The 23,496-nt window shown below is 70.7% G+C and carries 22 protein-coding genes; 13 read left to right on the forward strand and 9 right to left on the reverse strand.

From position 1 onward, the window contains the following. Positions 1 to 39 precede the first annotated feature (39 nt). The 7 genes from ACFQ7C_RS01065 (at position 40) to ACFQ7C_RS01095 (ending at position 7,209) form a co-directional block, all read left to right on the forward strand. Positions 40 to 1,224: an extracellular solute-binding protein gene (locus ACFQ7C_RS01065; protein ID WP_378896749.1), complete on the forward strand. Its 1,185-nt coding sequence runs from the start codon at positions 40 to 42 to the stop codon at positions 1,222 to 1,224. Continuing rightward, a complete protein-coding gene (locus ACFQ7C_RS01070; protein WP_378896751.1) occupies positions 1,217 to 2,167 on the forward strand; it encodes an ABC transporter permease in 951 nt (316 codons plus the stop codon). The genes ACFQ7C_RS01065 and ACFQ7C_RS01070 overlap by 8 nt, the downstream gene beginning before the upstream one ends. Beyond that, positions 2,164 to 3,084, forward strand: a complete 921-nt coding sequence (locus ACFQ7C_RS01075; protein WP_378896754.1) for an ABC transporter permease — start codon at positions 2,164 to 2,166, stop codon at positions 3,082 to 3,084. The genes ACFQ7C_RS01070 and ACFQ7C_RS01075 overlap by 4 nt, the downstream gene beginning before the upstream one ends. Positions 3,085 to 3,088: 4 nt before the next feature. Further along, on the forward strand, positions 3,089 to 4,744 hold the full coding sequence (locus ACFQ7C_RS01080) for an amidohydrolase (RefSeq protein ID WP_378896756.1): 1,656 nt from the start codon (positions 3,089 to 3,091) through the stop codon (positions 4,742 to 4,744). A gap of 24 nt (positions 4,745 to 4,768) precedes the next feature. After that, a complete protein-coding gene (locus tag ACFQ7C_RS01085; RefSeq protein ID WP_378896757.1) occupies positions 4,769 to 5,326 on the forward strand; it encodes a cysteine hydrolase family protein in 558 nt (185 codons plus the stop codon). Between the two features lie 114 nt (positions 5,327 to 5,440). After that, on the forward strand, positions 5,441 to 6,871 hold the full coding sequence (locus tag ACFQ7C_RS01090) for an NAD(P)/FAD-dependent oxidoreductase (protein WP_378896760.1): 1,431 nt from the start codon (positions 5,441 to 5,443) through the stop codon (positions 6,869 to 6,871). Beyond that, positions 6,868 to 7,209, forward strand: a complete 342-nt coding sequence (locus ACFQ7C_RS01095; protein ID WP_378896763.1) for a cupin domain-containing protein — start codon at positions 6,868 to 6,870, stop codon at positions 7,207 to 7,209. The genes ACFQ7C_RS01090 and ACFQ7C_RS01095 overlap by 4 nt, the downstream gene beginning before the upstream one ends. Before the next feature lie 61 nt (positions 7,210 to 7,270). Here ACFQ7C_RS01095 and ACFQ7C_RS01100 read toward each other — a convergent pair whose 3' ends face one another. Continuing rightward, complete coding sequence (locus ACFQ7C_RS01100; protein ID WP_378896766.1) at positions 7,271 to 8,854, reverse strand: PucR family transcriptional regulator; 1,584 nt, start codon at positions 8,852 to 8,854, stop codon at positions 7,271 to 7,273. 166 nt (positions 8,855 to 9,020) lie between these two features. On the opposite strand from ACFQ7C_RS01100, the gene ACFQ7C_RS01105 reads away from it, so the two are divergent. The 4 genes from ACFQ7C_RS01105 (at position 9,021) to ACFQ7C_RS01120 (ending at position 13,184) form a co-directional block, all read left to right on the forward strand. Then, positions 9,021 to 10,574 carry a CoA-acylating methylmalonate-semialdehyde dehydrogenase gene (locus ACFQ7C_RS01105; RefSeq protein ID WP_378896769.1) on the forward strand — a complete coding sequence of 518 codons (1,554 nt, stop codon included), beginning with the start codon at positions 9,021 to 9,023 and terminating at the stop codon, positions 10,572 to 10,574. A 29-nt stretch (positions 10,575 to 10,603) separates the two neighbouring features. Continuing rightward, complete coding sequence (locus ACFQ7C_RS01110; protein WP_378896772.1) at positions 10,604 to 12,013, forward strand: aspartate aminotransferase family protein; 1,410 nt, start codon at positions 10,604 to 10,606, stop codon at positions 12,011 to 12,013. 145 nt (positions 12,014 to 12,158) lie between these two features. Then, entirely contained in the window at positions 12,159 to 12,566 is a 408-nt protein-coding gene (locus ACFQ7C_RS01115) for a transferase (protein WP_378896775.1), read from the forward strand. Positions 12,567 to 12,617: 51 nt separating this feature from the next. Beyond that, positions 12,618 to 13,184, forward strand: coding sequence for a thermonuclease family protein (locus tag ACFQ7C_RS01120; protein ID WP_378896778.1), 567 nt, complete (start codon positions 12,618 to 12,620; stop codon positions 13,182 to 13,184). A 21-nt stretch (positions 13,185 to 13,205) separates the two neighbouring features. On the opposite strand, the gene ACFQ7C_RS01125 is transcribed toward ACFQ7C_RS01120, so the two are convergent. Further along, positions 13,206 to 13,604: a DUF1304 domain-containing protein gene (locus ACFQ7C_RS01125; RefSeq protein WP_378896781.1), complete on the reverse strand. Its 399-nt coding sequence runs from the start codon at positions 13,602 to 13,604 to the stop codon at positions 13,206 to 13,208. 35 nt (positions 13,605 to 13,639) lie between these two features. Between ACFQ7C_RS01125 and ACFQ7C_RS01130 the strand changes: the two genes are divergently transcribed. Then, a complete protein-coding gene (locus tag ACFQ7C_RS01130) occupies positions 13,640 to 14,398 on the forward strand; it encodes a LysR family substrate-binding domain-containing protein (protein WP_378896784.1) in 759 nt (252 codons plus the stop codon). Between the two features lie 211 nt (positions 14,399 to 14,609). Here ACFQ7C_RS01130 and ACFQ7C_RS01135 read toward each other — a convergent pair whose 3' ends face one another. The 4 genes from ACFQ7C_RS01135 to ACFQ7C_RS01150 all read right to left on the reverse strand — a co-directional run bounded on the left by ACFQ7C_RS01135 (position 14,610) and on the right by ACFQ7C_RS01150 (position 20,043). Continuing rightward, positions 14,610 to 17,105, reverse strand: a complete 2,496-nt coding sequence (locus ACFQ7C_RS01135) for a CHAT domain-containing protein (RefSeq protein WP_378896787.1) — start codon at positions 17,103 to 17,105, stop codon at positions 14,610 to 14,612. Between the two features lie 70 nt (positions 17,106 to 17,175). Next, a complete protein-coding gene (locus ACFQ7C_RS01140) occupies positions 17,176 to 18,903 on the reverse strand; it encodes a S8 family serine peptidase (protein ID WP_378896790.1) in 1,728 nt (575 codons plus the stop codon). Positions 18,904 to 18,968: 65 nt separating this feature from the next. Continuing rightward, entirely contained in the window at positions 18,969 to 19,436 is a 468-nt protein-coding gene (locus ACFQ7C_RS01145; RefSeq protein ID WP_378896793.1) for a hypothetical protein, read from the reverse strand. Continuing rightward, positions 19,426 to 20,043, reverse strand: a complete 618-nt coding sequence (locus ACFQ7C_RS01150) for an RNA polymerase sigma factor (protein ID WP_378896796.1) — start codon at positions 20,041 to 20,043, stop codon at positions 19,426 to 19,428. The genes ACFQ7C_RS01145 and ACFQ7C_RS01150 overlap by 11 nt, the downstream gene beginning before the upstream one ends. A 124-nt stretch (positions 20,044 to 20,167) precedes the next feature. Between ACFQ7C_RS01150 and ACFQ7C_RS01155 the strand changes: the two genes are divergently transcribed. Further along, positions 20,168 to 20,911: a GMP synthase gene (locus ACFQ7C_RS01155; RefSeq protein WP_378896798.1), complete on the forward strand. Its 744-nt coding sequence runs from the start codon at positions 20,168 to 20,170 to the stop codon at positions 20,909 to 20,911. Between the two features lies 1 nt (position 20,912). On the opposite strand, the gene ACFQ7C_RS01160 is transcribed toward ACFQ7C_RS01155, so the two are convergent. The 3 genes from ACFQ7C_RS01160 to ACFQ7C_RS01170 form a co-directional block, all read right to left on the reverse strand. Then, on the reverse strand, positions 20,913 to 21,713 hold the full coding sequence (locus ACFQ7C_RS01160; RefSeq protein ID WP_378896801.1) for a tryptophan-rich sensory protein: 801 nt from the start codon (positions 21,711 to 21,713) through the stop codon (positions 20,913 to 20,915). Between the two features lie 76 nt (positions 21,714 to 21,789). Next, on the reverse strand, positions 21,790 to 22,275 hold the full coding sequence (locus ACFQ7C_RS01165) for a glutaminase (protein WP_378896803.1): 486 nt from the start codon (positions 22,273 to 22,275) through the stop codon (positions 21,790 to 21,792). Beyond that, positions 22,272 to 23,474 carry a cation:proton antiporter gene (locus tag ACFQ7C_RS01170; RefSeq protein WP_378896805.1) on the reverse strand — a complete coding sequence of 401 codons (1,203 nt, stop codon included), beginning with the start codon at positions 23,472 to 23,474 and terminating at the stop codon, positions 22,272 to 22,274. The genes ACFQ7C_RS01165 and ACFQ7C_RS01170 overlap by 4 nt, the downstream gene beginning before the upstream one ends. Between the last annotated feature and the right edge of the window lie 22 nt (positions 23,475 to 23,496).

A 23,496-nucleotide genomic window follows, 5' to 3' on the forward strand; every position in this document is an offset into this window, starting at 1 on the left:
CCGCCGCCCGGCTCTCCGAACCGAACCCAGGAGTACCCGATGACTCAGCCTCGTACCCCGCTCCGCATCCTCGCCCCCGAGGCCGCCGCGCCCGTGATCATCCGCGAGCTCTCGCGCCGGCGCTTCCTGAGTCTCGCCGCACTCGCCGGCGGTGCCACGGTGCTCGCCGCCTGCGCACCGGGCGGCAGCGGTTCGCCGGCGCCGCAGGCCACCGGCGGCGCACTCGAGGACAGCCTGTCGGTCTACACGTGGGCCGAGTACGACGCGCCCGAGGTGGTCGAGGCGTTCACCGCCGAGCTCGGACCGAAGGTCACGCTCGACTCGTACGGATCGAACGAGGAGCTCATCGCGAAGCTCGTCGCGGCGAAGGGCACATCGGGCTACGACATCGTCGTGCCCACGGGAGTGTTCATCCCGCAGATGATCGAGCAGGGACTGCTGCAGAAGCTCAATAAGGATCTCCTGCCCAACCTGTCGAACATGGACCCGGCCTTCCTGGGCCGCGCGTGGGATCCGAGCAACGACTACTCCGTCTGCAAGGCGTGGGGGACGACGGGCTACGTCTACGACAAGACCGTGATCACCCGCGAGCTGACCACGTGGGCCGACTACTTCGATGCGGCGCAGAACGAGGCGAGCGGCAAGACCGCGATGTCGGACGACCCTGCCGGCGTCGTCGGATCGTACTTCTGGGCCAACGACCTGGACTGGAACACCGACGACCCCGACGAGCTCGAGGCGGCGCGCGCCTTCCTCGTCGAGAAGATCGCCCCGCACGTCGCGGCGTTCGACTCGGCCGCCGGCGCCAACACGATCCCGCAGGGCACCCACGCGCTGCTCATGGCCTGGAACGGCGACGCCCGCCTCGGCATCCAGGAGTCGTCAGAGCCCGACCGCTGGCAGTGGGTGCTTCCCGGCCCGCAGACGGAGCTCTGGATGGACAACTGGGCCATCGCGACAGGGGCGGCCCACCCGGAGGCTGCTCACGCTTTCATCGACTTCGCGATGACCCCCGAGAACCAGCTGCTGAACCTCGAGTGGGTCGGCTACAACGTGGGCGGCAAGGACATGCAGGCGGCGGCCGAGGACGCCGAGGTCGAGCGCCTCGACATGATCTTCTTCACGCCCGAGCAGCTCGAGAGCATGCACGAGCAGGTGCTCAACGACTCGCTGAGCACGCGCGTCGAGATCTACAACGAGGTGAAGGCTGCCGCCGGTGCGTAACCGCGCCACCGGCGCGGTGGGGCCCGCGCTGGCCGTCCCGGCGTGGGCGTGGCTGCTCCTGTTCTTCGTCGCGCCGGTCGCGATGGTGGTGTGGTTCAGCTTCGGCTACAAGCCGGGGGTTTTCGGCACCCACGCCAACGACATCCTGTCGCTCGATCGGTACGTCGAGGCGGTGTCTCCGACGTTCTTCGCGACGTTCGCGAACACGCTGTGGGTGGGGATCATCGGCACGGTGCTCTGCTTCGCGATCGGCGCCCCGGTGGCGTACTGGATGGCCTTCAAGGTCAAGCCCCAGCGCCGCGGCATCCTGATCGCCCTCGTCCTCGTGCCGTTCTGGACCAACTTCCTCGTCCGGACGATCGGCTGGCAGGTGATCCTCGCCCCCGAGGGATGGCTGTCGACCCTGCTGCAGGGCATCGGGGTGCTCGACGGCCCGCTCGAGGTGCTGTACACGCGCGCCGCGGTGATCATCGGCGTGGTCTACAACTACCTTCCGCTGATGATCCTGCCGCTGTTCGTGGCGTTCGACCGGGTCGGTCCGGCGCTGCGCGAGGCCTCCAAGGACCTGGGCGCCGGCAAGCTCATGACGTTCTTCCGCGTCACCCTGCCGCTGTCGCAACCGGGCATCGTGGCCGGCGTGCTGCTGGTGTTCATCCCGTTGATGGGCGACTACATCACCGCGACGGTCCTGGGCGGTGCGAAGGGCAACATGGTGGGCCAGCTCGTCGCCGGACAGTTCCAGACCGCCCAGAACTGGGCCCTCGGATCGGCGATGGCGGTGCTGCTCATGCTGCTGATCCTGGTGGCGATCGCGGTAGCCGCGGCGATCATCTGGCTCGTCGCCCTGCCGTTCCGCTCCCGCAATCGGCTGGTCCTCGGTCCGGTTCCCGAGATCGCGAAGACGGATGCTGCACCCGCAGCGACTCTGGAGGTGACGACGTGACCACGCAGACCGAGACCGAGACGATCCTCCAGGCTCAGGCGCGAGACGGCCGATCGCGTACCGCCCCCCGGCGGCGCGTGCGCAAGCCGTGGTCGGACGTCGCCTTCGGCGTCTGGGGCGTGCTCGTCATGCTGTTCCTGTTCCTGCCGATCATCGTGATCGTCGTCCACTCGTTCAACACCGGCCGCCTCCTGGCGGTGTGGGACGGGTTCGGCTTCGACGCCTTCCTCTCGATCCTGACGAAACCGGCGATCCAGAACGCCGTCCGGGTGTCGCTGCTCACGGCGCTCATCGCCGCGATCATCGCGACGGTGCTCGGCACGCTCGCCGGCATCGCCATGGCGCGGCATCCGGGCAAGTGGGTGTGGTGGTTCCTCGGTCTGCTGCTCCTGGTGTCGGTGACTCCCGAGATCGTCGACGCCGTCGCGCTCCTACCGTTCATGGTGTTCCTCGGGCAGGACCTCGGGATCACGATGTTCAACGACGGCATCGTGCGCCTGTCGGTGGGTTCGTCGCTGTTCGCGACCGCCGTGGTGTCGTACATCGTGCGCGCCCGGCTCGTGGGCCAGGACGCACAGCTGGAGGAGGCATCCGCCGACCTCTACGCCAAGCCGTTCACGACGTTCCGCCGGGTCACGCTCGCGCTCGCCATGCCGGCCGTGCTCGCGGGCTTCCTGCTCGCGTTCACCCTGAGTCTCGACAACACGATCGTGGCCGCGTTCGTGCAGGTGTCGGGCACGACCCCGTGGCCGGTGTACGTGCTGAGCGCGCTGCGCACCGGCCTGCGTCCCGAGATCGCCGCGGTGTCCACGATCATGCTCGTGCTGACGCTCGTCGCCCTCGCGCTCGTCGCCCTGGTGCTCAAGCGCGCGGGCGATTCCGCGACCCAGATCGCCCGCACGATGACGGGCGGCTGACCGGATGCCGCACGCCGATCTCGTCTTCACCGGCGGGCCCGTCTTCACCGCGAACACCGTGCGGTCCCGGGCGACCTCGGTGGCCGTCGCCGGCGGCCGCATCATCGCCGTCGGCGGCGACGAGGTGCGCGACCTCGCCGGCCCCGCGACCGAGGTCGTGGACCTGCGCGGTCGGATGCTGATCCCGGGGTTCCAGGACGCGCACGTGCATCCGGTCTGGGGCGGGCTCGACATGCTCCGCTGCGACCTCGCCGGGCTGAGCACGGCAGCCGAGTACGTCGACGCGATCGCGGCGTACACCCGGACGCACGAGGCGGATGAATGGATCCTCGGCGGCGGCTGGCAGATGTCGGCCTTTCCGGGCGGCACGCCGACCGCCGCGGCGCTGGACGTCGTCACCGGGGACCGCCCGGCATTCTTCCCCAACCGCGACGGACATGGCGCGTGGGTGAACTCCGCGGCGCTGCGGCTCGCCGGCATCGACCGCGATACCCCCGATCCCGCCGACGGGCGCATCGAGCGCGACGCCGACCGCAACCCGTCGGGCACGCTGCACGAGGGCGCCATGGGCCTGGTCAACCGCCTGCTCCCGGACGAGCCGCTGGATCGGCTCACCGAGGCTCTCCTGCTGGGGCAGCGGTACCTGCACTCCTTCGGCATCACCGCGTGGCAGGACGCGATCGTGGGTTCGTACGGGGACGCCGGCGACCCCGGCCCGGCCTACCTCCAGGCCGCTGCGGCGGGGACCCTCACGGCCCGCGTCGTGGGCGCGATCTGGTGGGACCGAACGCGAGGCCTCGAGCAGATCCCCTCGATCCTGGAGCGGCGCGACCGCTATCGGGCTGGTCGTTTCGCCGCGACCTCGGTCAAGGTGATGCAGGACGGCGTCGCCGAGAACTTCACGGCCTCGATGCTCGAGCCGTACTGCGACGGCCACGGGCATTTCACCGACAATTCCGGCATCTCGTTCGTCCCGCCGGAGGTGCTCAACGAGGCCGTGCCGCTGCTCGACGCCGAGGGCTTCCAGGTGCACTTCCACGCGATCGGCGACCGCGCCGTGCGCGAGTGCCTCGACGCGGTCGAGCATGCCATCGGGCGCAACGGCCGCGGCGACAATCGCCACCACATCGCCCACATCCAGGTCGTGCACCCGGAGGACGTGCGACGCTTCCGCGACCTCGGCGTCGCCGCCAACATGCAATCGCTGTGGGCGACCTACGAGCCGCAGATGGTCGAGCTGACGCTCCCGTTCCTCGGCGAGCCGCGGAGCGCGTGGCAGTACCCGTTCGGCGACTTGCTGCGCGCCGGTGCGGTGCTCGCCGCCGGCAGCGACTGGTCGGTGTCGACGCCGGATCCGATGGCCGCGATCCACACCGCCGTCAACCGCACGGCCGCGCCCGGCCACGAGGAGGGCGACTACGAGGCGTTCCTCCCCGAGCAGTCCCTCGACCTCGCGACATCGCTCACCGCCTACACCGCGGGGTCGGCCTGGGTGAATCACCTCGACCACATCACCGGAACGATCGAGGTCGGCAAACTCGCCGACCTCGCCGTGCTCGACCGCGATCCCTTCGCCGGGGGTGCTGAGGAGATCGGCGCGACGCGGACACTCCAGACCTTCGTCGAGGGCGAGCGCGTCTTCGCCGCCGCCGATGCCTGACGCGCCCGCATCTATGCTGTTCCGGTGACCCGACTGCTCCTGCTCATCGACATCCAGCGCGACTACTTCCCGGGGGGTCGGCACCCACTCGTCGACCCGGATGCCGCAGCCGATGCCGCCGCGCGACTGCTGGCCGCGTTCCGCACGACGGGCGAGCGGGTCGTGCACGTTCAGCACATCTGGGAGGGACCCGATGCCGCGTTCTTCGCCCCCGGAACTCCGGGCGTGGAGTTCGATCCGCGCGTGGCGCCGGACGGCCAGGAGCACGTCATCGTCAAGCACCAGCCGAACGCGTTCCTCGGCACAGGGCTCGAGTCCCTGCTGCGGGCGGCGGACGCCGACGAGATCGTCGTGGCCGGGATGATGTCGAGCATGTGCGTCGACGCGACCGTACGCGCGGCCTCCGATCTCGGCTTCCGCATCGCCGTCGCGCAGGACGCAAGCGCAGCTCCGCACCTCGCGTATGGCGGCCGCACCGTGCCGGGCTCGCAGGTGCATCTCGCCTTCATGGCGGCGCTCGACGGCACCTACGCCCGCGTCGCGGACGTCGATGCCCTCGTCGGTGAGCTCGTCGCCGGCTGACGCGACGCGACAACCTGTCCGGCCCACCGGACAACTTCCGACACGGAAAGCCCGCGCCCATCCGGGAGGCGGGCGAGGATGGGAGCACCACACACCGCATCGGAGTTGATAACCGTGGGCACGACCGTCTTCGAACGACAGCGGCCGGCAGCATCCGTCGTCCGGCACTCTCTCGCCGATACGAAGCACTCGGTGTTCTGGCGCGACGACCTTCCCGAACGCCTCGCACCCGACCGTCCGTCGCTGACCGGGACGCATCGCGCCGACCTGGTGGTCGTGGGCGCCGGGTACACGGGCCTGTGGACGGCGCTCCTCGCCACCGAGCGCGACCCCGATGCGAGGGTCGTGGTCGTCGAGGCGCAGCGCGCCGGGTGGGCCGCGTCGGGTCGCAACGGCGGGTTCTGCGAGGCCAGCCTCACCCACGGACACGAGAACGGCATGGCCCGCTGGCCGAAGGAGATGCCGACGCTCGACCGGCTCGGCCGCGAGAACCTCGACGCGATCGAGGCGTCCCAGGCCCGCTACGGCATGGACTTCCAGTTCGAGCGGACCGGCCAGCTGGCTCCTGCCGTCGAACCTCACCAGGTCGAATGGCTGAAGAAGTGGGCCGCCGAAGGCGAGGAGGGCGTCGTCTATCTCGACCAGGCCGAGGCCCAGGCATCCGTCCACTCCCCCACCTATCTCGCGGCGGTGTGGGAGAAGAACGCGTGCGGCATGGTCCACCCGGCGCTGATGGCGGCCGAGCTCGCCCGCGTCTGCGAGGAGCGCGGCGTCCAGATCTTCGAGCGCTCGCACGTGACCGCGCTCGACACGAGCGGTCCGGGCGTGGTCGTGGTCACCGCCGAGGGGCGCGTCGAGGCATCGCGTGCCGCCCTCGGCACCAACGTCTTCCCGTCGCTGATCAAGCGCAACCGGCTCATGACCGTGCCCGTCTACGACTACGTGCTCATGACCGAGCCTCTCACCGCCGACCAGCTCGCCTCGATCGGCTGGCAGGACCGCCAGGGCATCGGCGACATGGCCAACCAGTTCCACTACTACCGGATCACCAAGGACGACCGGATCCTGTTCGGCGGCTACGACGCGATCTACCGGTACGGCCGGAAGATGAATCCCGAGTATGAGAACCGACCCGAGACGTGGGCCAAGCTCGCGAGCCACTTCTTCACGACCTTCCCGCAGCTCGAGGGCCTCCGCTTCACCCACCAGTGGGCCGGCGCGATCGACACCTCGACCCAGTTCACGGCGTTCTTCGGCACCGCGCGTGACAACCGCGTCGCCTACGCCGCCGGTTTCACGGGGCTCGGTGTCGGCTCCACCCGCTTCGCTGGAGAGGTCATGCTCGACCTGCTCGACGGGGTGAAGAACGAGCGCACCCAACTCGAGATGGTTCGCAAACGCCCGCTCCCGTTCCCGCCCGAGCCCGCTGCGTCGATGGGCATCAACGCGACGCGCTGGTCGCTCGACCGCGCCGACCACAACAAGGGCAGGCGCAACCTCCTGCTGAAGACGCTGGACGCACTGGGCCTGGGATTCGACTCGTGAACCCCGGGATCGTGACGGATGCCGCGTCCCTCGCGGTCGAGCTCGAGCCGGTGTCCACGGCCCAGGTCATCGCGGGCGCGCCGGCCACCGGATTCGCCGAGCTGGGAGAGATCGGCGGCGTCGAGATCGGCGTGTGGGAGCACACGCCCGGCACGTCGACGGACGTCGAGACCGACGAGGTCTTCGTCGTTCTCTCGGGATCGGCGACCGTGTCGTTCGGCGATCCGGCACTCGAGCCGATCGAACTCCGCGCAGGTTCCGTGGCGCGCCTGACTGCCGGTATGCGCACCGTGTGGACCGTGCGCGAGACGCTCCGCAAGGTCTACTTCGCGGGCTGAGCTGGAGCTCATCTCGCATCGACCTTGTCGACCCATGGCAGTCCTCTGACACCTGAACGCGTCAGCGCCCGGCCGACCTCCGCACCAGCAGGGCCAGGTGCAGCGCGGTCTGGGTCTCGCCGTCGTCGAGGTCGGCGCCCAGGAGCTCCTCGATGAGCGCGATGCGCTGGTAGAACACCGAGCGCGACAGATGGGATGCTCCGGCCGCCGCGGTGCGATTGCCGGGGTGGGCGAGCATGGCCTCGAGGACGTCCAGCAGGTCGCCCGACCGCGACAGGTCGTAGGCGATGAGCGGGGCGAGCATCCGCTCGCCGTGCTCGAGCACGCGATGGTCGTCGCGCAGCGCGGCCACGAGCTGCACGAGCGGGCGGTTCTCCGCCCGCCGCAGGTGCGGGCCGCGCCCTGGGCGGCGCCGCCGGCCTCCGGCGAGGTCGACCGCCTCGTGCACCGACGCGAGCGCGGCATCGATGCCCTCGGCGCCGCGGCCGACCGACACCGTGACGCGCTCGACGTCTGCGGCGTCGACGAGAGCACGCACGAAGGCGATGACCGCAGCATCGTCGAACACGACGTCGGGCGGCAGCGACAGCAGCATCGTGGCGGCGGGCCCCCCGACACCCGCCGGCGCCGAGCCGGCCAGCGCGCGCCCGCGCAGCGCGCGGGCGGCAGCATCCGCTCGCTCCACGGCGACTTGCGCGCCCGACACGACCAGTCCGTAGAGCCTCGCACCGCGCAGTGGAAGGCCCGCGGCCTCGAGGCGCGCCGCGGCGCCGCCGACGCCGGCGAAGCGACCGGCGAGCAATCCGTCGACGAGGCGACGCCGGCCGATCCGCGCCCACTCGTCGGCGTCACCGTCGGCGAGGCGACCGACAGCGAGGGCGATCGCGCCCTGCTCCAGCACGGCCGTCCGCCCGGCGGCGTGCTCGGGCCCCGGCAGCGCGATGAGATTGCCCCAACGGATGCCTCGTGCCTCGACGGGCACGATCAGCCAGTCGTCTGCGCCGGCGGGGATGCCCCGCTCGCGGCGCTGCTCGGAGCGCCGGTGCGCGGAGCGGGACCGCAGCTCCCACTCGGTGAAGAGCTCCTCCTCCATCGCGAGCGGCACCTCGGCGGCCACGACCTCGTAGCCGAGGTTCTCGAGCACGATCGGCGCGCCGAGCGTCTGCGCGAGCTGGTGGACGATGAAGTCCGCGGGCGAACCGCGCAGCACGAGGGCGGTGAACCGCTCGCGGACCTCGTCGCGGGCGCGGAGAGCGTCGGTCTGCCCGGTGATGATGCGACTGTGCACGGCCTCGGTGACCGTGACGAACTTCAGCTCCCGGTGGAGCACGATGAGGGCGAGTTCCCGGTCTCGAGCGGCTTCGACGACCACCGCGGGGACGTAGCGGTAGTGCGTGCCCAGCTCGAGCACGAGACCCGAGAGACCGGCGTCCGCGAGCTCGTCGATGAACCGGCGAAGGTCGACCGGCTCGACCGGCCATGACGAGCCGGTTGAGAGCAGCATCTCGCCGCCGTCCAGCAGTCGCGCGACTCCCGCACTGTCGGACACGTGCAGCCAGCGGACGCGCGCATCGAGCGCGTCGTCGCCGACGAGCACCTCGGGAACACCCTGCGCGACCGCTTCGAGCGCGATCACTTCGCGCACGGTCGGGAGGATCTCATCTGCGGATCGATCTGCCGGACGATCCGTGTGGATCGCCTGATCTTCGCGACGGTCGGGCACCGTGGCCGCCTCTTCTTCTCTGACAGGCTGGGACGCATCCAGCCTACGGGATCGCCACACGATCTGTCCGACGCCGAGAAGGAGCACCATGAGCATCGCCGAGAGCACCGTCGCCGCCGCGGCCACAGACGCCGACGTGCGGGTCGTCTCGCATTGGATCGACGGCGCGGAGCGTGCGTCGATGAGCGGCCGCACCGCCCCGATCCACAACCCGGCCACCGGACAGGTGACGGCGCGCGTGGCGCTCGCCGACGAGGCGGAGATCGACGAGGCGATCACTTCCGCCGCCCGGGGGTTCGACGTGTGGAAGGACTACTCGATCGCCCGTCGCCAGGCGGTGCTGTTCAGCTTCCGGGAGATCCTGCATGCGCGGAAGGCGGAACTGGCGGAGATCGTGACGGCGGAGCACGGCAAGGTCCTCTCGGACGCGATGGGGGAGATCCTCCGCGGCCAGGAGGTCGTGGAGCTCGCCACCGGGTTCCCGCACCTGATCAAGGGCGCGTTCAGCGAGAACGCGTCGACCGGGATCGACGTGTACTCGCTGAAGCAGCCGCTCGGCGTGGTGGGTGTGATCTCGCCGTTCAACTTCCCGGTGATGGTGCCGTTGTGGTTCGTGCCGATCGCGATCGCCGCCGGCAACGCCGTGATCCTGAAGCCGAGCGAGAAGGACCCGTCCGCCGCGCTGTGGCTCGCGCAGGCGTGGAAGGAAGCCGGCCTGCCGGACGGAGTGTTCACGGTGCTGCAGGGCGACAAGCTCGCCGTCGACGGGCTGCTCACCTCCCCCGTCGTGCAGTCGATCAGCTTCGTCGGGTCGACCCCGATCGCGCAGTACATCTACGAGACCGCCTCGAAGCACGGCAAGCGGGTGCAGGCGCTCGGCGGCGCGAAGAACCACATGCTGGTCCTCCCGGACGCGGACCTGGACCTGGTCGCCGACCAGGCTGTCAACGCCGGCTACGGCGCCGCGGGCGAGCGCTGCATGGCCATCTCGGTCGTACTCGCCGTGCAGCCGGTCGCGGACGAGCTGATCACCAAGATCACCGACCGCATCGCGAAGCTCCGCATCGGCAACGGGGCGGGTACCGACGGTGTCGAGCCCGACATGGGGCCGCTGATCACCGACATCCACCGCGACAAGGTGGCGTCCTATGTCGACATCGCCGAGGCGGACGGGGCGAGGATCGTCGTCGACGGCCGCAACTACACGGTCGAGGGCCATGAGGACGGGTTCTTCTTCGGCCCCACCCTGATCGACGACATCCCCACCACCAGCAAGGCGTATCAGGAGGAGATCTTCGGACCGGTCCTCTCCATCGTCCGCGTGAACAGCTACGACGAGGGCCTGGACCTCATCAACTCCGGCCAGTTCGGCAACGGCACCGCGATCTTCACCAACGACGGCGGCGCCGCCCGCCGGTTCCAGAACGAGGTGCAGGTCGGCATGATCGGCATCAACGTCCCCATCCCCGTCCCCGTCGCCTACCACTCCTTCGGCGGGTGGAAGCAGTCCCTGTTCGGCGACGCGAAAGCCTACGGCGTGCACGGGTTCGACTTCTTCACCCGCGAGAAGGCCATCACCTCCCGCTGGCTCGACCCCGCCAGCCACGGCGGCATCAACCTCGGCTTCCCCCAGAACAACTGACCCCCAGCATCCGGAATCCAGGGACTCCCATGACCGACACACTCGCAGACACCGCCGTCTACACCGACCCGACCGGCGCCGCCCGCCCGCTCCCCGACCCCGAGGCCGACGCCCGCGTCCGCGCGGACGACCGCGGCCACGTGTTCCATTCGTGGAGCGCGCAGGCGCTCATCGACCCGCTTCCCGTCGCGGCCGGTGAGGGCGCGACCTTCTGGGATTACAACGGCAACGCCTATCTCGACTTCAGCTCGCAGCTGGTGAACCTCAACCTCGGGCATCAGCATCCGGATCTCGTCCGGGCGATCCAGGATCAGGCGGGTCGTCTCGCGACGATCCAGCCGTCCATGGCCAACGACGTCCGCGGCGAACTCGCCCGCCGCATCGCCGACGTCGCCGGGGACGGGTTCGAGAAGGTGTTCTTCACGAACGGCGGCGCCGACGCGAACGAGAACGCGGTGCGCATGGCGCGCCTGGTGACCGGCCGCCGCAAAGTGCTGTCGATGTACCGCAGCTACCACGGCAACACCACCACCGCGATCTCGCTCACCGGCGACCCCCGCCGCTGGCCCAACGAGCCGGCCGACGGCTCGACCGCCAAGTTCTTCGGCCCCTACCCGTATCGCTCGGCGTTCCACTCGTCGAGCGCCGAGGAGGAGACGCAGCGCGCACTGGAGCACCTCGAGCAGACCATCGTGCTCGAGGGCGCGTCGACGATCGCGGCGATCATCATCGAGACGATCGTCGGCACGAACGGCGTGCTGGTGCCGCCGCCCGGCTATCTCGCCGGTGTGCGCGAGCTGTGCGACCGCTACGGCATCGTCTACATCGCCGACGAGGTCATGGTCGGCTTCGGTCGCGTGGGCGAGTGGTTCGCGTTCCAGGCGTTCGACGTGCAGCCCGACCTCATCACCTTCGCGAAGGGCGTGAACTCGGGCTACGTGCCGCTCGGCGGGGTCGTGATCTCCGACCGGATCGCGTCGCACTTCGACACCGTGGCGTTCCCCGGCGGGCTCACGTACTCCGGCCACCCGCTCGCGTGCGCCGCCGGCGTCGCGACCTTCGAGGTGTTCGAGCGCGACGGCATCCTCGAGCGCGTGCGCGACCTCGGTTCGCGCATCGTCGAGCCACGCCTGCGCGACCTCGCGTCGCGGCATCCGTCCGTCGGCGACGTGCGAGGCAGGGGCCTCTTCTGGGCGATCGAACTCGTCAAGGACCACGAGACCCGCGAGCAGCTGGTGCCGTTCAACGCGAGCGGGACGGATGCTGCGCCCATCGCCGCGGTCGCCGCGGCGTGCAAGCGAGAAGGCGTGTGGCCCTTCACGCACTTCAACCGCGTGCACGTGGCGCCTCCGCTCGTGATCACCGAGGACGAGCTGGTGCGCGGCCTGGACGTGATCGACCGGGCTCTCTCGGCGGCCGACGAGTACGTGACCCGCTGACCACCACCCTTTTGCGGCCCCGCGTCCACGGAGGGCGCGGGGCCTTCGCCCGCTGTCGCCGAATCGTTCCGATGCGCGGGAATGAATCACCCCCGCCCACCGTTATTCCTGTACTCAGCACCATGTGCTGCTCCAGGAGGGGAACGTGGGCAAGAACTACATCGACATCGAGAACGACCAGGGCGAGACGCTGCGTTACCGCAAGCACGTCAATGGCCGTGGCCTCATCGCGCATGGAGCGAAGGTGCACCCGAGCGCCATCGTCGAGGCGGGGGCGTATGTCGAACCGGGCGTGCAGATCGCCGCAGGCGCGCACGTCGGCCGTGGCGTGTGGGTCGAGACGGGGGCCGTCATCGGACCGGACGCCGAGATCGCACCGCACGCCCACATCGGTCCCCGCGCGGCCATCGGGCCGCGCGCGAAGATCGGCGTGCGCACCCAGGTCGGGCACGACGCACGCGTGGCCGGCGGATCGCTCATCGGCGACGACGAGACGATCGCCGACGGCGAGCGCGTCGCCACCGACAAGCGAGGACTCCGCCTGGCCGCCTGACTCGCTGACCCGGCGCCGTGTCGCGTCGCCGCCGGCGCATAAGCTCGCGTCGTGGTCAGACGCGTCCTCCTCGGCATCCTGCTGCTCGCGATCGCGGGAACCGCCCTCTGGTGGTTCGTCGGGCGCAGCCACGGCGCCGCGGAGGTCGTGCCGGCGTCCCCCGACGCGGCGGTCACCATGCCGGCGATCCCTGCCGACGCCTTCGAGATGACCGTCGAGAGCGTCCACGACGGCGACACGCTGCGTGCCCGCGTCGTGTCACCCAACGCCGTCGTCGGCGACCTCGAGTCCACCCGCGTACGCCTGCTCGGCATCGACACCCCTGAGATCTCTCCCGCAGTCGACTGCTGGGGCGCGGAAGCGACGGCGAAGCTGTCGTCGCTCGTTCCCCCCGGGTCGACGATCTGGGTCGCCCCCGACGCCGAGGTGCACGACCAGTACGGCAGGACCCTGCTGTACCTCTGGACGCCCGAGGGTCGCTTCGTCAACGGTGAGCTGGTCGCCCAAGGCGATGCGCGCGTGGAGGTCTACTCGCCCAATCGCGCTCAGGAGGCGCTGCTGCGCTCACTGGAGGCCGCAGCCGTCGCGGCCGCCGCCGGGCAGTGGGGTGCGTGCTGAGCCGTCAGGCCGACGCCATGGTCAAGCGAACAGGAAGAGCACGAACCCGATGAGCGGCAGCGTGCCCTGGATGAGTGCCGCCCGCAGATAGCGCAGGCCCGTCGTCAGCAGCACGAGGGCTGCCGCGACCATCGACCCCAGTGCGAACAGCACGAGCGCCAGCCCCGCTGCGTGCACCGGCGCCGTGTCCGCTCCCGCGAAGAGCAGCACCAGGCCGATCACGACGCCGATGGCCAGGAACAGGTTGTAGAAGCCCTGGTTGTAGGCCATCGGCTTCGTGGTGTCCGCGGCCGCCTGATCGGCCACGCCGAATCGCTTCCAGATCTTCGGCTGCGTCCACTGCACGCTCTCCATCACGAAGATGTAGACGTGCAGCAGCGCCGCCAGCGCCGCGAAGACCGTTGCCAGAATCGCCACCATGAGCGAACCATATCGCCCCGGCTACGCTGAACAGCATGGCGAAGGGCGGGTCGCGCGCAGGCGGACGAGGACGCGGCGCTTCGGGCAAGCGCCCGGGCGCAGCATCCGGGTCGTCTTCGAAGCCGAAAGCCGCAAAGCCCCGGCGGCCGCAGCCGTCGCCCGGGCCGTCGCCCACCCCGCCTGCCGCGCCCGACATGCCGGCGACGTTCGCCCTCGGAGCGATCCCCGGGGCGACACCCGGCAAGTGGATCGACATCTGGAAGGAGCGGATGCCGCAGACCGCCCTCGAACTCGTGCCGCTGCCGGTCGCCGATCAGCGGCGCGCGCTGCGCGACGGCGAGGTCGACGCGGCCATCGTGCGGCTGCCGCTCGACAAGGAAGGCCTCCACGTCATCCCCCTGTACGACGAGGTCCCGGTGGTCGTGTGCGCGAAGGAGTCGCACCTGACCGCGGCAGACGAGGAGCTCGACGCGGCCGACCTCGTGGGCGAGGTGCTCATCGTGCCGCAGGACGACGTGCTCGGCATCGCCCTTCCCGGCACCCTCGCGCCGAGGTTCGCCCCACCGGCCGACACCGCCGAAGCGATCGCCACCGCCGCTGCGGGTGTCGGGATCGTGGTCGTGCCGATGTCGCTCGCGCGACTGCACCACCGCAAGGACGTCGACTACCGCCCGCTGCGCGAGGGGCCCATGTCGACGGTCGCACTCGCGTGGGACGCCGAACGCACGACCCCCGCGGTGGAGGCTCTGGTCGGCATCGTGCGTGGCCGCACCGCGAACTCGTCGCGCGGCTGAGCGCCGTCGCAGCGCGGGAACGGGACGAGGGGTGCCGCCCCAGTCATGCAGCACCCCTCGAGGAATCGGCGGCGAAGACCTGCAGCCCGAATCTGCGATCCCCAAAATGGTCTTCTCAGCTGCAGCCCCGACCCCCCGTCGGGGCGCGCGAGCCGTTCCGCTGACAGGGAGCACGCGGCATCCGTCCTGATACACGAGACGCGAGAAATCTTCAGAAACCTGCGCCGTGCACCTGGAACGGGGCCACGATGCCGGTGCGAGCGGATGCGGCAGCAAGCGCCTCCGACGGCGTGACGCCCGCAGCGAGCCCCTCGTGCATCGCCGCGAGGAGTTCGCACGCGGCGTCGTCGGCGACGATGACCGGCGCGGCGATGACGCATGCCGTGCCGGCGTGGAGCCACACCCTGGTCATGCCGATCGATTCGTCGCCCCACCGCACCGCAGAGCGCCCCACTTCGCACGCCGACAGCACGACGACCTGCGGCGGTCGCGTCATGAGGTCGATGTCATAGCCGAACAGGGTGCCGTCGACGAGCTCGAGCCCGGAGAACAGCGGGTTGTCGGCGGAATGCCGCCCGTGTGCGGCGATGTGCAGCACATCCACCGTCGAAGCGAGCGCCGTCACTGCGTCCGCCGTCGCGTCACCGTCGTGCAGTCGGGCCGAGGTCCGCCAGGCCTCCGCCGCAGCCCTGATCTCCTCGTCCCCGCGCGCGACCCGGGGGCCCGCCGCGAATCCGGCGCTCGTCAGCGGACGCGCCGCCGCGCGACGCGCCCGCACCCAGCTCGATGCTGACGGGGCCACCGTGATCGCGCGACCCGCGAGCCCGGGCAGCATCGTCCACGGGAGTCCCCCGAGCACTCCTGGAGCCGTGATCAGAACTCGGCTTCGGCCGCCCGCGGGTCCCAGGGCCTGATCGAGGAGCAGTCGCGAGAGCGCCGCGAGCCGCTCGTCGAGGGAGCCCCGCACCACCTCCGCCATCGGCCCGGTCCGCACCGACGCCGCCATGTCGAGATCGGCACGCAGGCCGCGCAGAGCCGCGACCACGCGCCGCCAGTCCAGCGAGAGGAAACGCGCAGACGTCGCGTCGACCGCGACGACGCCGAGACGGTTGCCGTCGAACACATAGGAAAGCGCGACGTCGTCGACACCCAGTTCCTCGCGGAGCTCCTCGAGCTGGACGCGATCGTTGAGCGAGCGTCCGCGGGTCCTCGACCATTGCCGCTCTCGCGCTCGGTCGCGCAGCAGCGCCGCGCGGGGGTCGGACAGCCAGTCCGTCCCACCGTGGTCGACGCGCAGGACGCGAAGCTCGGCGAGGTCAGCGGCCAGCTCCGGGTCCGGCGGGGGGCGCAGCGGCACCATCTGCTGGTTCAGATGCCGGGCGCGTTCGGACCACTCGAACACGAGCGCCGGTCGCCCCGAGCGCATCGCAGATGCCAGCCCCGCCGTGATCACGCCAAGGCCCTGCATGCTGTTGGAGCCCGAGAGGTCGAGACTGCCCACCGCGCCGCGGGACGTGATCAGCAGTTCCAGCCCGCCGGCCGCGTAGCGCCGCGCTCCGCTCTCGTCGCCGGCGACCCGAGCCCGCTCGGCTCGCACCTCGTGCGCCAGGAGTCCGAGCTCCAGAGACGCCCAGCGCGGCGTGCGCGGCACGACGACCGCGCGCGGATCCGCTCCGCGTCGCAGCCGCGCCAGAAGCTCGCTCATCCGGAGGAGTGCCGCGTCGCTGCGATGTCCGTGAGCCTCCAGCGCGTCCGCGACTTCGGCGACCACTGCGGGGCGCGGCAGGGCGCGGGGGGTCGCCACGGGTGCGCCCGAGCGATCCACACGGCCGACGGCCAGCTGGGCGCGGAGCTTGATGGCCTCCGCACGCATGGCCCAGCCGTCGCTGCCGATCGATCGGAATCGGCGTGCCGCGGTTGCGGCGACCTGCGCCGCCCGTTCAGGGTTGTGGTTCAGCAGTGATCTCGCGAGGTGGTACTCCGCCTCCGCGCGGTCCTGCCTCACCCCGTGGCGCGCGAACGTCTGCGCGACCGACGCGAGGGATCGCTCGGCCTCACCGACGAGTCCCGCGTCGCGGAGCACCTCGGCGCGATCGAGTTCGTTGATCGCAGCCCAGACGTCCGACTCCTCGTCCAGCGGCTCTCGCACCCGTTGCATCAGTCTCAGCGCGGCGACGAGATCGCCCGCGAGCATCAGGACATATGCGCGATTGTGGACCGCCTGGTCGGCGTCCAGCGGAAGGCCCGCTTCCCGGTATGCCGCCTCTGCCGCGATCAGGTCGACGGACGCATCGTCGAGGCGCCCGCGCCTCATGTTCACGACGCTGCGGTTCATCCGCATGTTCGCGGCCCGGACGGGCTCGTCGGTCAGTCCCTCGACGCTGCGCGAGAGCCACGCCGCCGCCGAGTCGAGGTGACCCCGTTCGAGTTCGATCGACCCCAGCTGGCCCTCGAGGATCGCGACCGTCTCCGTCGAGAGCCCGGGAAGCGCGAGCGCCTCCCGGCAGAGGCGCTCGGCTTCGACCCCGTCCGCCTGCTGCGCCAGCAGGTACGCCGTCGTACCGGTGATGCGTGCCTGCAGATTCGCATCACCGGCCGCCGCGGCGGCGCGTGCCGCACTCGTCAGCACGCGCCGCGCATCGACATATCGCCCGCGGTCCGCCAGATGGACGCCGCGCTGGTAGAGGGCGCGGGGGTCGGAACTCACTCCCTCATGATGGCGAACTCAGGGCGTCCACGGCATCCCCACTGGGGATCGGCCGCGACCCGGTGGACGATCACGCCTGCGGACGGGACTTCGGCGAGAGGTCGTCCGCCTTCACCTTCTCCAGCGCCTTCGCCGTCGCCGCTTCCGCCGCTGCCACCCCGCCGGGCTCCCCGGCCATCAGTCCGGGAGTCAGGTTCGCTGCGATCAGGCCCGCCACATACGGCGCCGCGAAAGAGGTGCCGCTCCAGATCGCGTACCCGCCTCGCATGTCGTCGGGGTCGATCGTCTCCCGCACGCGACCGTACAGGTCGTCGCGCGAGCCCGCCTGAACCCCGCCGTTGAGCGGTGGCACGGTGCTGAGCACCGAGGTGCCCGGCGCGTACGCCGTCACCCACGGACCGATGTTGCTGTACAGCGCCACCGACCTGAGGTTGGGGTTGAGCGCGCCGATCGCCAGGTGCTGCGCCTGCTCGCCTTCGACCTCCTCGATGTGGAGGTCGAGGTCGCTGTCGCCCTTCCACGCCCACAGTGCGGCCGGGAAGACCGGCCGATCGGTGGCGTCGTTGCCGGCCGAGCAGACGACGACGCACCCGTGGTTCCGCAGTCGGCGCAGCGCCGCATAGAGGCGGGTGCTGTAGAGGCCGTCCTCGGGCGTCTCGTGGTAGTAGCCGAGCGAGAGGTTCAGCACATCGACGTGGCGCTCGCCGCCCTTCCCGTCATCCTCGATCCAGTCGGCCAGTTCCTCGATCGCCTCGATCAGCTCGCTTTCCAGCACGGTTCCGTTGCTGTCGGCGACGCGGATGGAGATGATCTCGGCGGCGGGCGCGACCTGGCGCACGATCCCGGCCACGAACGTCCCGTGCCCGGCACCGCCGTCGAGGAATCCGTCCAGCGCACCGGCCTGGTCTCCGTCCACCTCGGGATCGGTCGCCGGGTTCTCGACGCCGAGGATGGTCCGTCCGATGACGGTCGGCACCCGCCGTCGGACGATGGGCCGACCTGTGGGCGCGACCCCCGCGCCCGGTTCGGGCGGGAGCCAGGCATGGTTGCCGCAACCGGTGTCGACGATCGCGACGATAGGGCGCCGGCCCTTCCCCGGGTCGGGGTCCGGTCCGCGATCACGATCAGGGTGCGGGCCGATGTACGAGACCATCTGCAGCCCGCCCGTGCCGGGATCCGCGTAGCCGTCGGTGCCACTCGGGTTGGTCTTGGTGTGCGGATTCGTCTTCGTGTGCGGGTTCGTCTTGGTGTGCGGGTTGGTCTTCGTGTGCGGGTTGATGCCGATCGGATCGATCGACAGCACGTGATCGAGACCCACCTGGCGCAGCGGATGATCGGGCGGCAGGGTGAAGCGCCGGGGGTCCGCGGCTCGTGAGATCCCGCGCGCGGAGGCCTTCGCCGCATCCAGCGACTGCTCGTTCCGGTTGCCGTCCCTCACCGCCAGCGCGCGCGCATGCTGCAGGAGACGCCACGCATCCACCGGCGGGACCGGTTCGTCGTCGCGTCCCTCCTTGGGCGCCGGGAAGATCCGTGCGCGCGTCAACTCGGCGCCGGCCCGCGTGCTGACCTCCTCGGGCGCGACGTCCCAGCCGAGTTCGGCTCCCGCGTTCGTCAGATCCTGGATCGCGGCGTCCACGCGACCCGTGATGATCAGATGCCCCGGCGCGTATACCGTGCTGAAAGCTTGAACACCGGGCACCGGGTCGCGAGTGGGATCGAGCGGCACACCCCGGGGTTCGTCCGCGGCCTCCCGCTCGCGCCAGGGGCGCCGCGGCCGTTCGCTGTCGTCATCCACCATGTCTTCTCCTCACACACGTGGGAGCCGCGGCCCCCAGGCCGCGGCATCCGTCTTCGAACTGCCTGTCAGACTTCGAACTGCGGGGTCTGGAAGTCGCGCAGCGCCCCGTCGGCGTCGCGTACCACCAGGCGAAGCCGCGCCACACCGGGCGTGACCTCGTCGAAGGCGAAGCGTCCGTGCTCGCCCGGTTCGGCCGACCACTCCCGGTCGCCCTGGATGAGGCGGATGGCGAGGGCCGTCCCATCCACCCATCCGTCCACACGGCGATCGCCACCTTCGGTGGCGGTCACGTGAAGAAGCACGCTGGTCGTGCCGTCGCTGAACTGCAGCGTCGCCGTGTCGGTCTCGCCGCGCACCGGGGCGAGCGTCCCCTCGACGAGCGTCAGCAGCGCGTACTCGCGCGACAGATCCTGGACGGCCACCGCGGCGACCATCTGGTCGACCAGATCGGCCGGCACGGGGTCGACGTCCTCCCACATGCGGCGCATCCGTGCGAAGAGCGCGGCGTCGGCCGCGAAGTCCTCAATTTCCATCGTCGTCACCTCTCCATCCGTCGCCCTCGAGGACGGCGCGTAGCTTTGCGAGGCAGCGCTGGCGGGTCGGTCCGATGGATCCGATGGGCATCGCGAGATCTTCCGCGATGCGGGCATAGTCGGGGCGGTCCTCGAACGCGACGATCCGCAGCAGGCGCTGGCATCGTTCGTTGAGCGTTCCGACCGCTGTCCAGAGGCGACGAGTCTCGTCGTCCTGCGCGGCCGTGTGCTCGGCGGATTCGTGGACCGGAAGGTGCGGTTCGAGCGACTCGGACTCCGTCGCATCGGCTCGCCGATGCTGTTTTCCGACCCGCCACGCCTCACGGCGTGCGCACATCGTGAGCCACCCCGACACCGCGAGGGGGTCGTTGATGGTCTCGTGACGGCGTACGAGCGTCAGCCAGGTCGTCTGAACGACGTCCTGCGCGAGGGCATGGTCGAGTCCGTACGCCCTCACGACGTGCCATAGCGGCGGCGTCATCAGGCGGACGAGTTCGTCCATCGCGCGGCTGTCACCCTCGCGCCACCGCACGAAAAGTGCGGCGGCACGCTCCCATCGCGCCGGCTCCACGGAGTCGACGGATGGCTCGGCGCCCGGTTGCGTCATAGCGCCCATTCTGTCCACACCATGCCCGAGCGCGATAGTGCGGGTTTGATACACGGATGCCGGGTCGATACCCACGGTTTCGGGCGTCTCCCAGCTTCGCCGGACGGCGACCTAGACTGCGTGCATGACGTCCGCGCCGCTGCTCTATGTGTGCGTGCGCCCGCAGCTGGGCGCGGCCGCCGCCGAGTATGAGTCGTTCCGCTCCGCGACGCACCTCGAGGAGGCCCGTCTCGACCATCACGACCTGGTGCGCGAGCCGCTCCCCGACGACGTGTTCGAGCGCTACGCCGGGTTCCTGGTGGGCGGGAGCCCGTTCAACGTCACGGACCCCGAATCGACCAAGACGGACGCGCAGCGGCGCCTCGAGGCCGACCTGGCGCGCATCGCCGAGCGCACCGCGTCCGGCGACGGGCCGGCAGCTCTCTTCACCTGCTACGGCATCGGCATCGCGACCCGGGCCCTCGGCGGCGCGGTGAGCCGCGCGTTCCCCGAAGACACGGGTCCGGTCGCGGTCCAGCTCACCAAGCAAGCCTCGGGCGACCCGCTGTTCGGCGCACTCGCGGACCGCTTCACGGCGCTCACCGCCCACAAGGAGGGCACGGAGAGCCTCCCGCCGGGGGCGGTCCTGCTGGCGCGCAACGACGGATGCCCCGTCCAGGCGTATCGCGTGGGCGACCGGCTGTATGCGACCCAGTTCCACCCCGAGCCGACGACGAAGGCGTTCACCGAGCGCATGGCCGTATACCGCGACGACGGCTACTTCGATTCGGCGGACTACCACGCGATCGCCGGGCGGGTGCTGGCAGCATCCGTCACGGAGCCGGCACGCCTGCTGCGCGCGTTCGCCGAGCGCTTCGCGGCCGCCTGAGTCACACCTCGGCGTTGCGCACCGCGGTCAGCTCGCGTGCCACGGTGCCGATCAGCGCCGTACCGAGGATCACGGCGGCGACGACGATCGCCGTCACGCCGATGGCGGTGCTGTGCGGCTCGCCCTCGAGGCGGCCGACTCCGAGCCAGATCAGCCCCCACGCGATGGCGAGTGCGGGTGCGAGGCGCCAGTGGCTCGCGATCTCGATCCCCAGTCCGACGACGGCGACGAGGACCAGCGCGACGACGCCCCACAGATCCGCGGAGGCCGCCCACTCCGGCGAGCCGATCGACGTCAGCCACGCCGCGATGTTCGCGACGGTGGCGAGCGTCACCCAGCCCAGGTGCAGCCCCGTGACGCCGTCCACGAGCAGCCGGTCGGCCCAGCCGTCGGCGGGCTCGATGACCGTGCGGCTGAACGTGACGCCGAGGAGGGCGAGCAGGACGATGATCGCGAGCACCGTGAGGGCGAGCGAGCCGAACTGCGCCGTCACGAGCCACAGCCCGTTGAGCGCCATCGTGCCCGCGATGAGGTAGCCGAGTGTCCGCTGGCGCTCGCTGCCGCGCTGACGGGGCAGCGCCTGCCAGATCGTGTACGCGAGCAGGCCGACGTAGATCGCGGTCCAGATCGAGAACGCCGGCCGCGCCGGGGCGAGGTACGAGCCGTCCTGGTCGAGCGCGCCGTCCTGCAGGTCCTGCACCGGTGTGCCGCCGAACAGCCCGGTGCCGACCATCGCGGCCACGATCATGAAGCAGAACGCGCTGATGACGATGATCTGCCGGGCGAGGTCCTTGGCGGTCATGCTCACACGGTAGAGCGCGCGTCGCCGCTGGGCGAGGGCTCTTGACACCGGATCCCGCGGCGGATAACGGCCGGTCTCACGCCCCGCGCGGCGGGTCGAGCAGCAGTGCGATCCGCTCCGAGAGGTAGGCCTCGAGCGGGATGAGTCCCCCCGCGGCGCTCCACCTCACACTGGGCACGCCCTCGGCGGAGAACAGCGGGGCGGATGCCTCGCCCCTGTCGACGGCGCCGGGCTCCAGCATCCGCCATCCGATGTGCACGGTCTCGCCCTCCGCGAAGCCGCCGCGGCGTGCGGCGGCGGCGAGCTCGGCGCGGTGCCGCTGCGCTTCGGCAGTGTAGCCACGACGCGCCTCCTGGCGGGCCCGGAGGATGTCGCCGGTCGCGAAGACGGCGTCGTCGGCGAGGAGGAGCACGCCGAGATGCCACGCGCCGCCGCGCCGCTCGATGCGCGGGGCGCGCGCGACACCCAGGAAGCGCTTGGGCACGACGAGTTCGCCGAGAGCCTCGCGGGGGGCGTCGGCGAGGCGGGACCGTGCCGCGTCGAGAAGATCGAGGGTGCTCACGCCATGTCGTCCTGGAGCGACGGGTTCGCCTTCAGCCGCTCGCCGCGCAGCGCCATGCCGATGAGGGGGAAGACCAGCACCGACAGCATGCCGCCCGCGACGAGCACGGTCTGCTGGGTCGTGTCGAGGATCTTCTCGTCCACGCCGATCTGCGTCACGGCGACGATGATCGGGAGGCCGGTCGCGCCCAGGAGCGCGATCGACAGGCGCTCGCGGCGGGACGACCCCTCGGGCGCGGCGAGCGTCGACGGCAGCCCGCGGACGACGAACAGCGCGACGAGCACGACGGGGACGAGCCAGAACAGCACCGGGTCGTCGAGCAGCCCTTGCAGGTCGAACGTGATGCCGGTGTAGATGAAGAAGATCGGCACGAGGAAGCCGAACGCGACACCCTCGATCTTGCTCTCCACGGCGTGACGGTCATGCTCGGAGGCATCCCGCATGAGCAGGCGCCAGATGATGCCGGCGGTGAAGGCGCCGAGCAGCATGTCGAGGTCGAGCACGACGCTGAGCGCGACGAGGGCGGCGAGGATCACGAACACCACGCGGATCGCGAACTGCCCCGAGGTGTGAAGTGTCGAGCTCACGAACGAGTGCATCGCACCGCGCGGCACCCGGAACGCGAGCCAGATCGCGAGCGCGGCGAACACGGCGAACAGCACGAGCACGATCGTGGAGAGGCCTGGTTCACGCCCGCCGAGGAAGACCGAGATCGCGATGAGCGGCCCGAATTCGCCGATGGCGCCGATGGCGCCGACGGCCAGGCCGAACGGCGTGCGCAGTTCGTGGGCATCGCGCAGGATCGGCAGCAGCGTGCCGAGCGCCGTCGAGCACAGGGCGATGCCGATCACGATCGCGGCCTCGCCCGGGGCGAGCAGCCAGCCGGCCGCGACGCCGGCGGCGAGGCTGATGATCCACCCGAGCGACGCACGCCGTCCGAGGCGGCCGCGGAACGACCCGAACTCGATCTCGGTGCCGGCGACGAAGAACAGCATCGCCAGGCCGAAGTTCGCCAGCAGGTCGACGAAGTCGCTGGGTCCGGTCCACCCCAGCACGGCCGGGCCGATCAGGATGCCGAGCACCAGCTCGAACACCACGACCGGCACGCGCACCCAGTGGCCGAGCCCTCGCGCCAGCAGCGGCGCGAGCACGGCCATCAGCGGGATCAGCAGGAGCGTCGCGGGTGTGAGACCGTCCACGCGAACAGACTAGCCAGCCGAG

It is taken from the genome of Microbacterium sp. NPDC056569, assembly GCF_042793475.1.
GTDB lineage: Bacteria > Actinomycetota > Actinomycetes > Actinomycetales > Microbacteriaceae > Microbacterium.

Excerpts from the sequence above, each read along its gene's own strand:
- ACFQ7C_RS01065 (WP_378896749.1), top strand. The coding sequence starts at position 40 with ATGACTCAGCCTCGTACCCCGCTCCGCATCCTCGCCCCCGAGGCCGCC.
- ACFQ7C_RS01080 (WP_378896756.1), top strand. The coding sequence starts at position 3,089 with ATGCCGCACGCCGATCTCGTCTTCACCGGCGGGCCCGTCTTCACCGCG.
- ACFQ7C_RS01105 (WP_378896769.1), top strand. The coding sequence starts at position 9,021 with ATGAGCATCGCCGAGAGCACCGTCGCCGCCGCGGCCACAGACGCCGAC.
- ACFQ7C_RS01110 (WP_378896772.1), top strand. The coding sequence starts at position 10,604 with ATGACCGACACACTCGCAGACACCGCCGTCTACACCGACCCGACCGGC.
- ACFQ7C_RS01125 (WP_378896781.1), bottom strand. The coding sequence starts at position 13,604 with ATGGTGGCGATTCTGGCAACGGTCTTCGCGGCGCTGGCGGCGCTGCTG.
- ACFQ7C_RS01130 (WP_378896784.1), top strand. The coding sequence starts at position 13,640 with ATGGCGAAGGGCGGGTCGCGCGCAGGCGGACGAGGACGCGGCGCTTCG.
- ACFQ7C_RS01140 (WP_378896790.1), bottom strand. The coding sequence starts at position 18,903 with ATGGTGGATGACGACAGCGAACGGCCGCGGCGCCCCTGGCGCGAGCGG.
- ACFQ7C_RS01145 (WP_378896793.1), bottom strand. The coding sequence starts at position 19,436 with ATGGAAATTGAGGACTTCGCGGCCGACGCCGCGCTCTTCGCACGGATG.
- ACFQ7C_RS01150 (WP_378896796.1), bottom strand. The coding sequence starts at position 20,043 with ATGACGCAACCGGGCGCCGAGCCATCCGTCGACTCCGTGGAGCCGGCG.
- ACFQ7C_RS01155 (WP_378896798.1), top strand. The coding sequence starts at position 20,168 with ATGACGTCCGCGCCGCTGCTCTATGTGTGCGTGCGCCCGCAGCTGGGC.
- ACFQ7C_RS01160 (WP_378896801.1), bottom strand. The coding sequence starts at position 21,713 with ATGACCGCCAAGGACCTCGCCCGGCAGATCATCGTCATCAGCGCGTTC.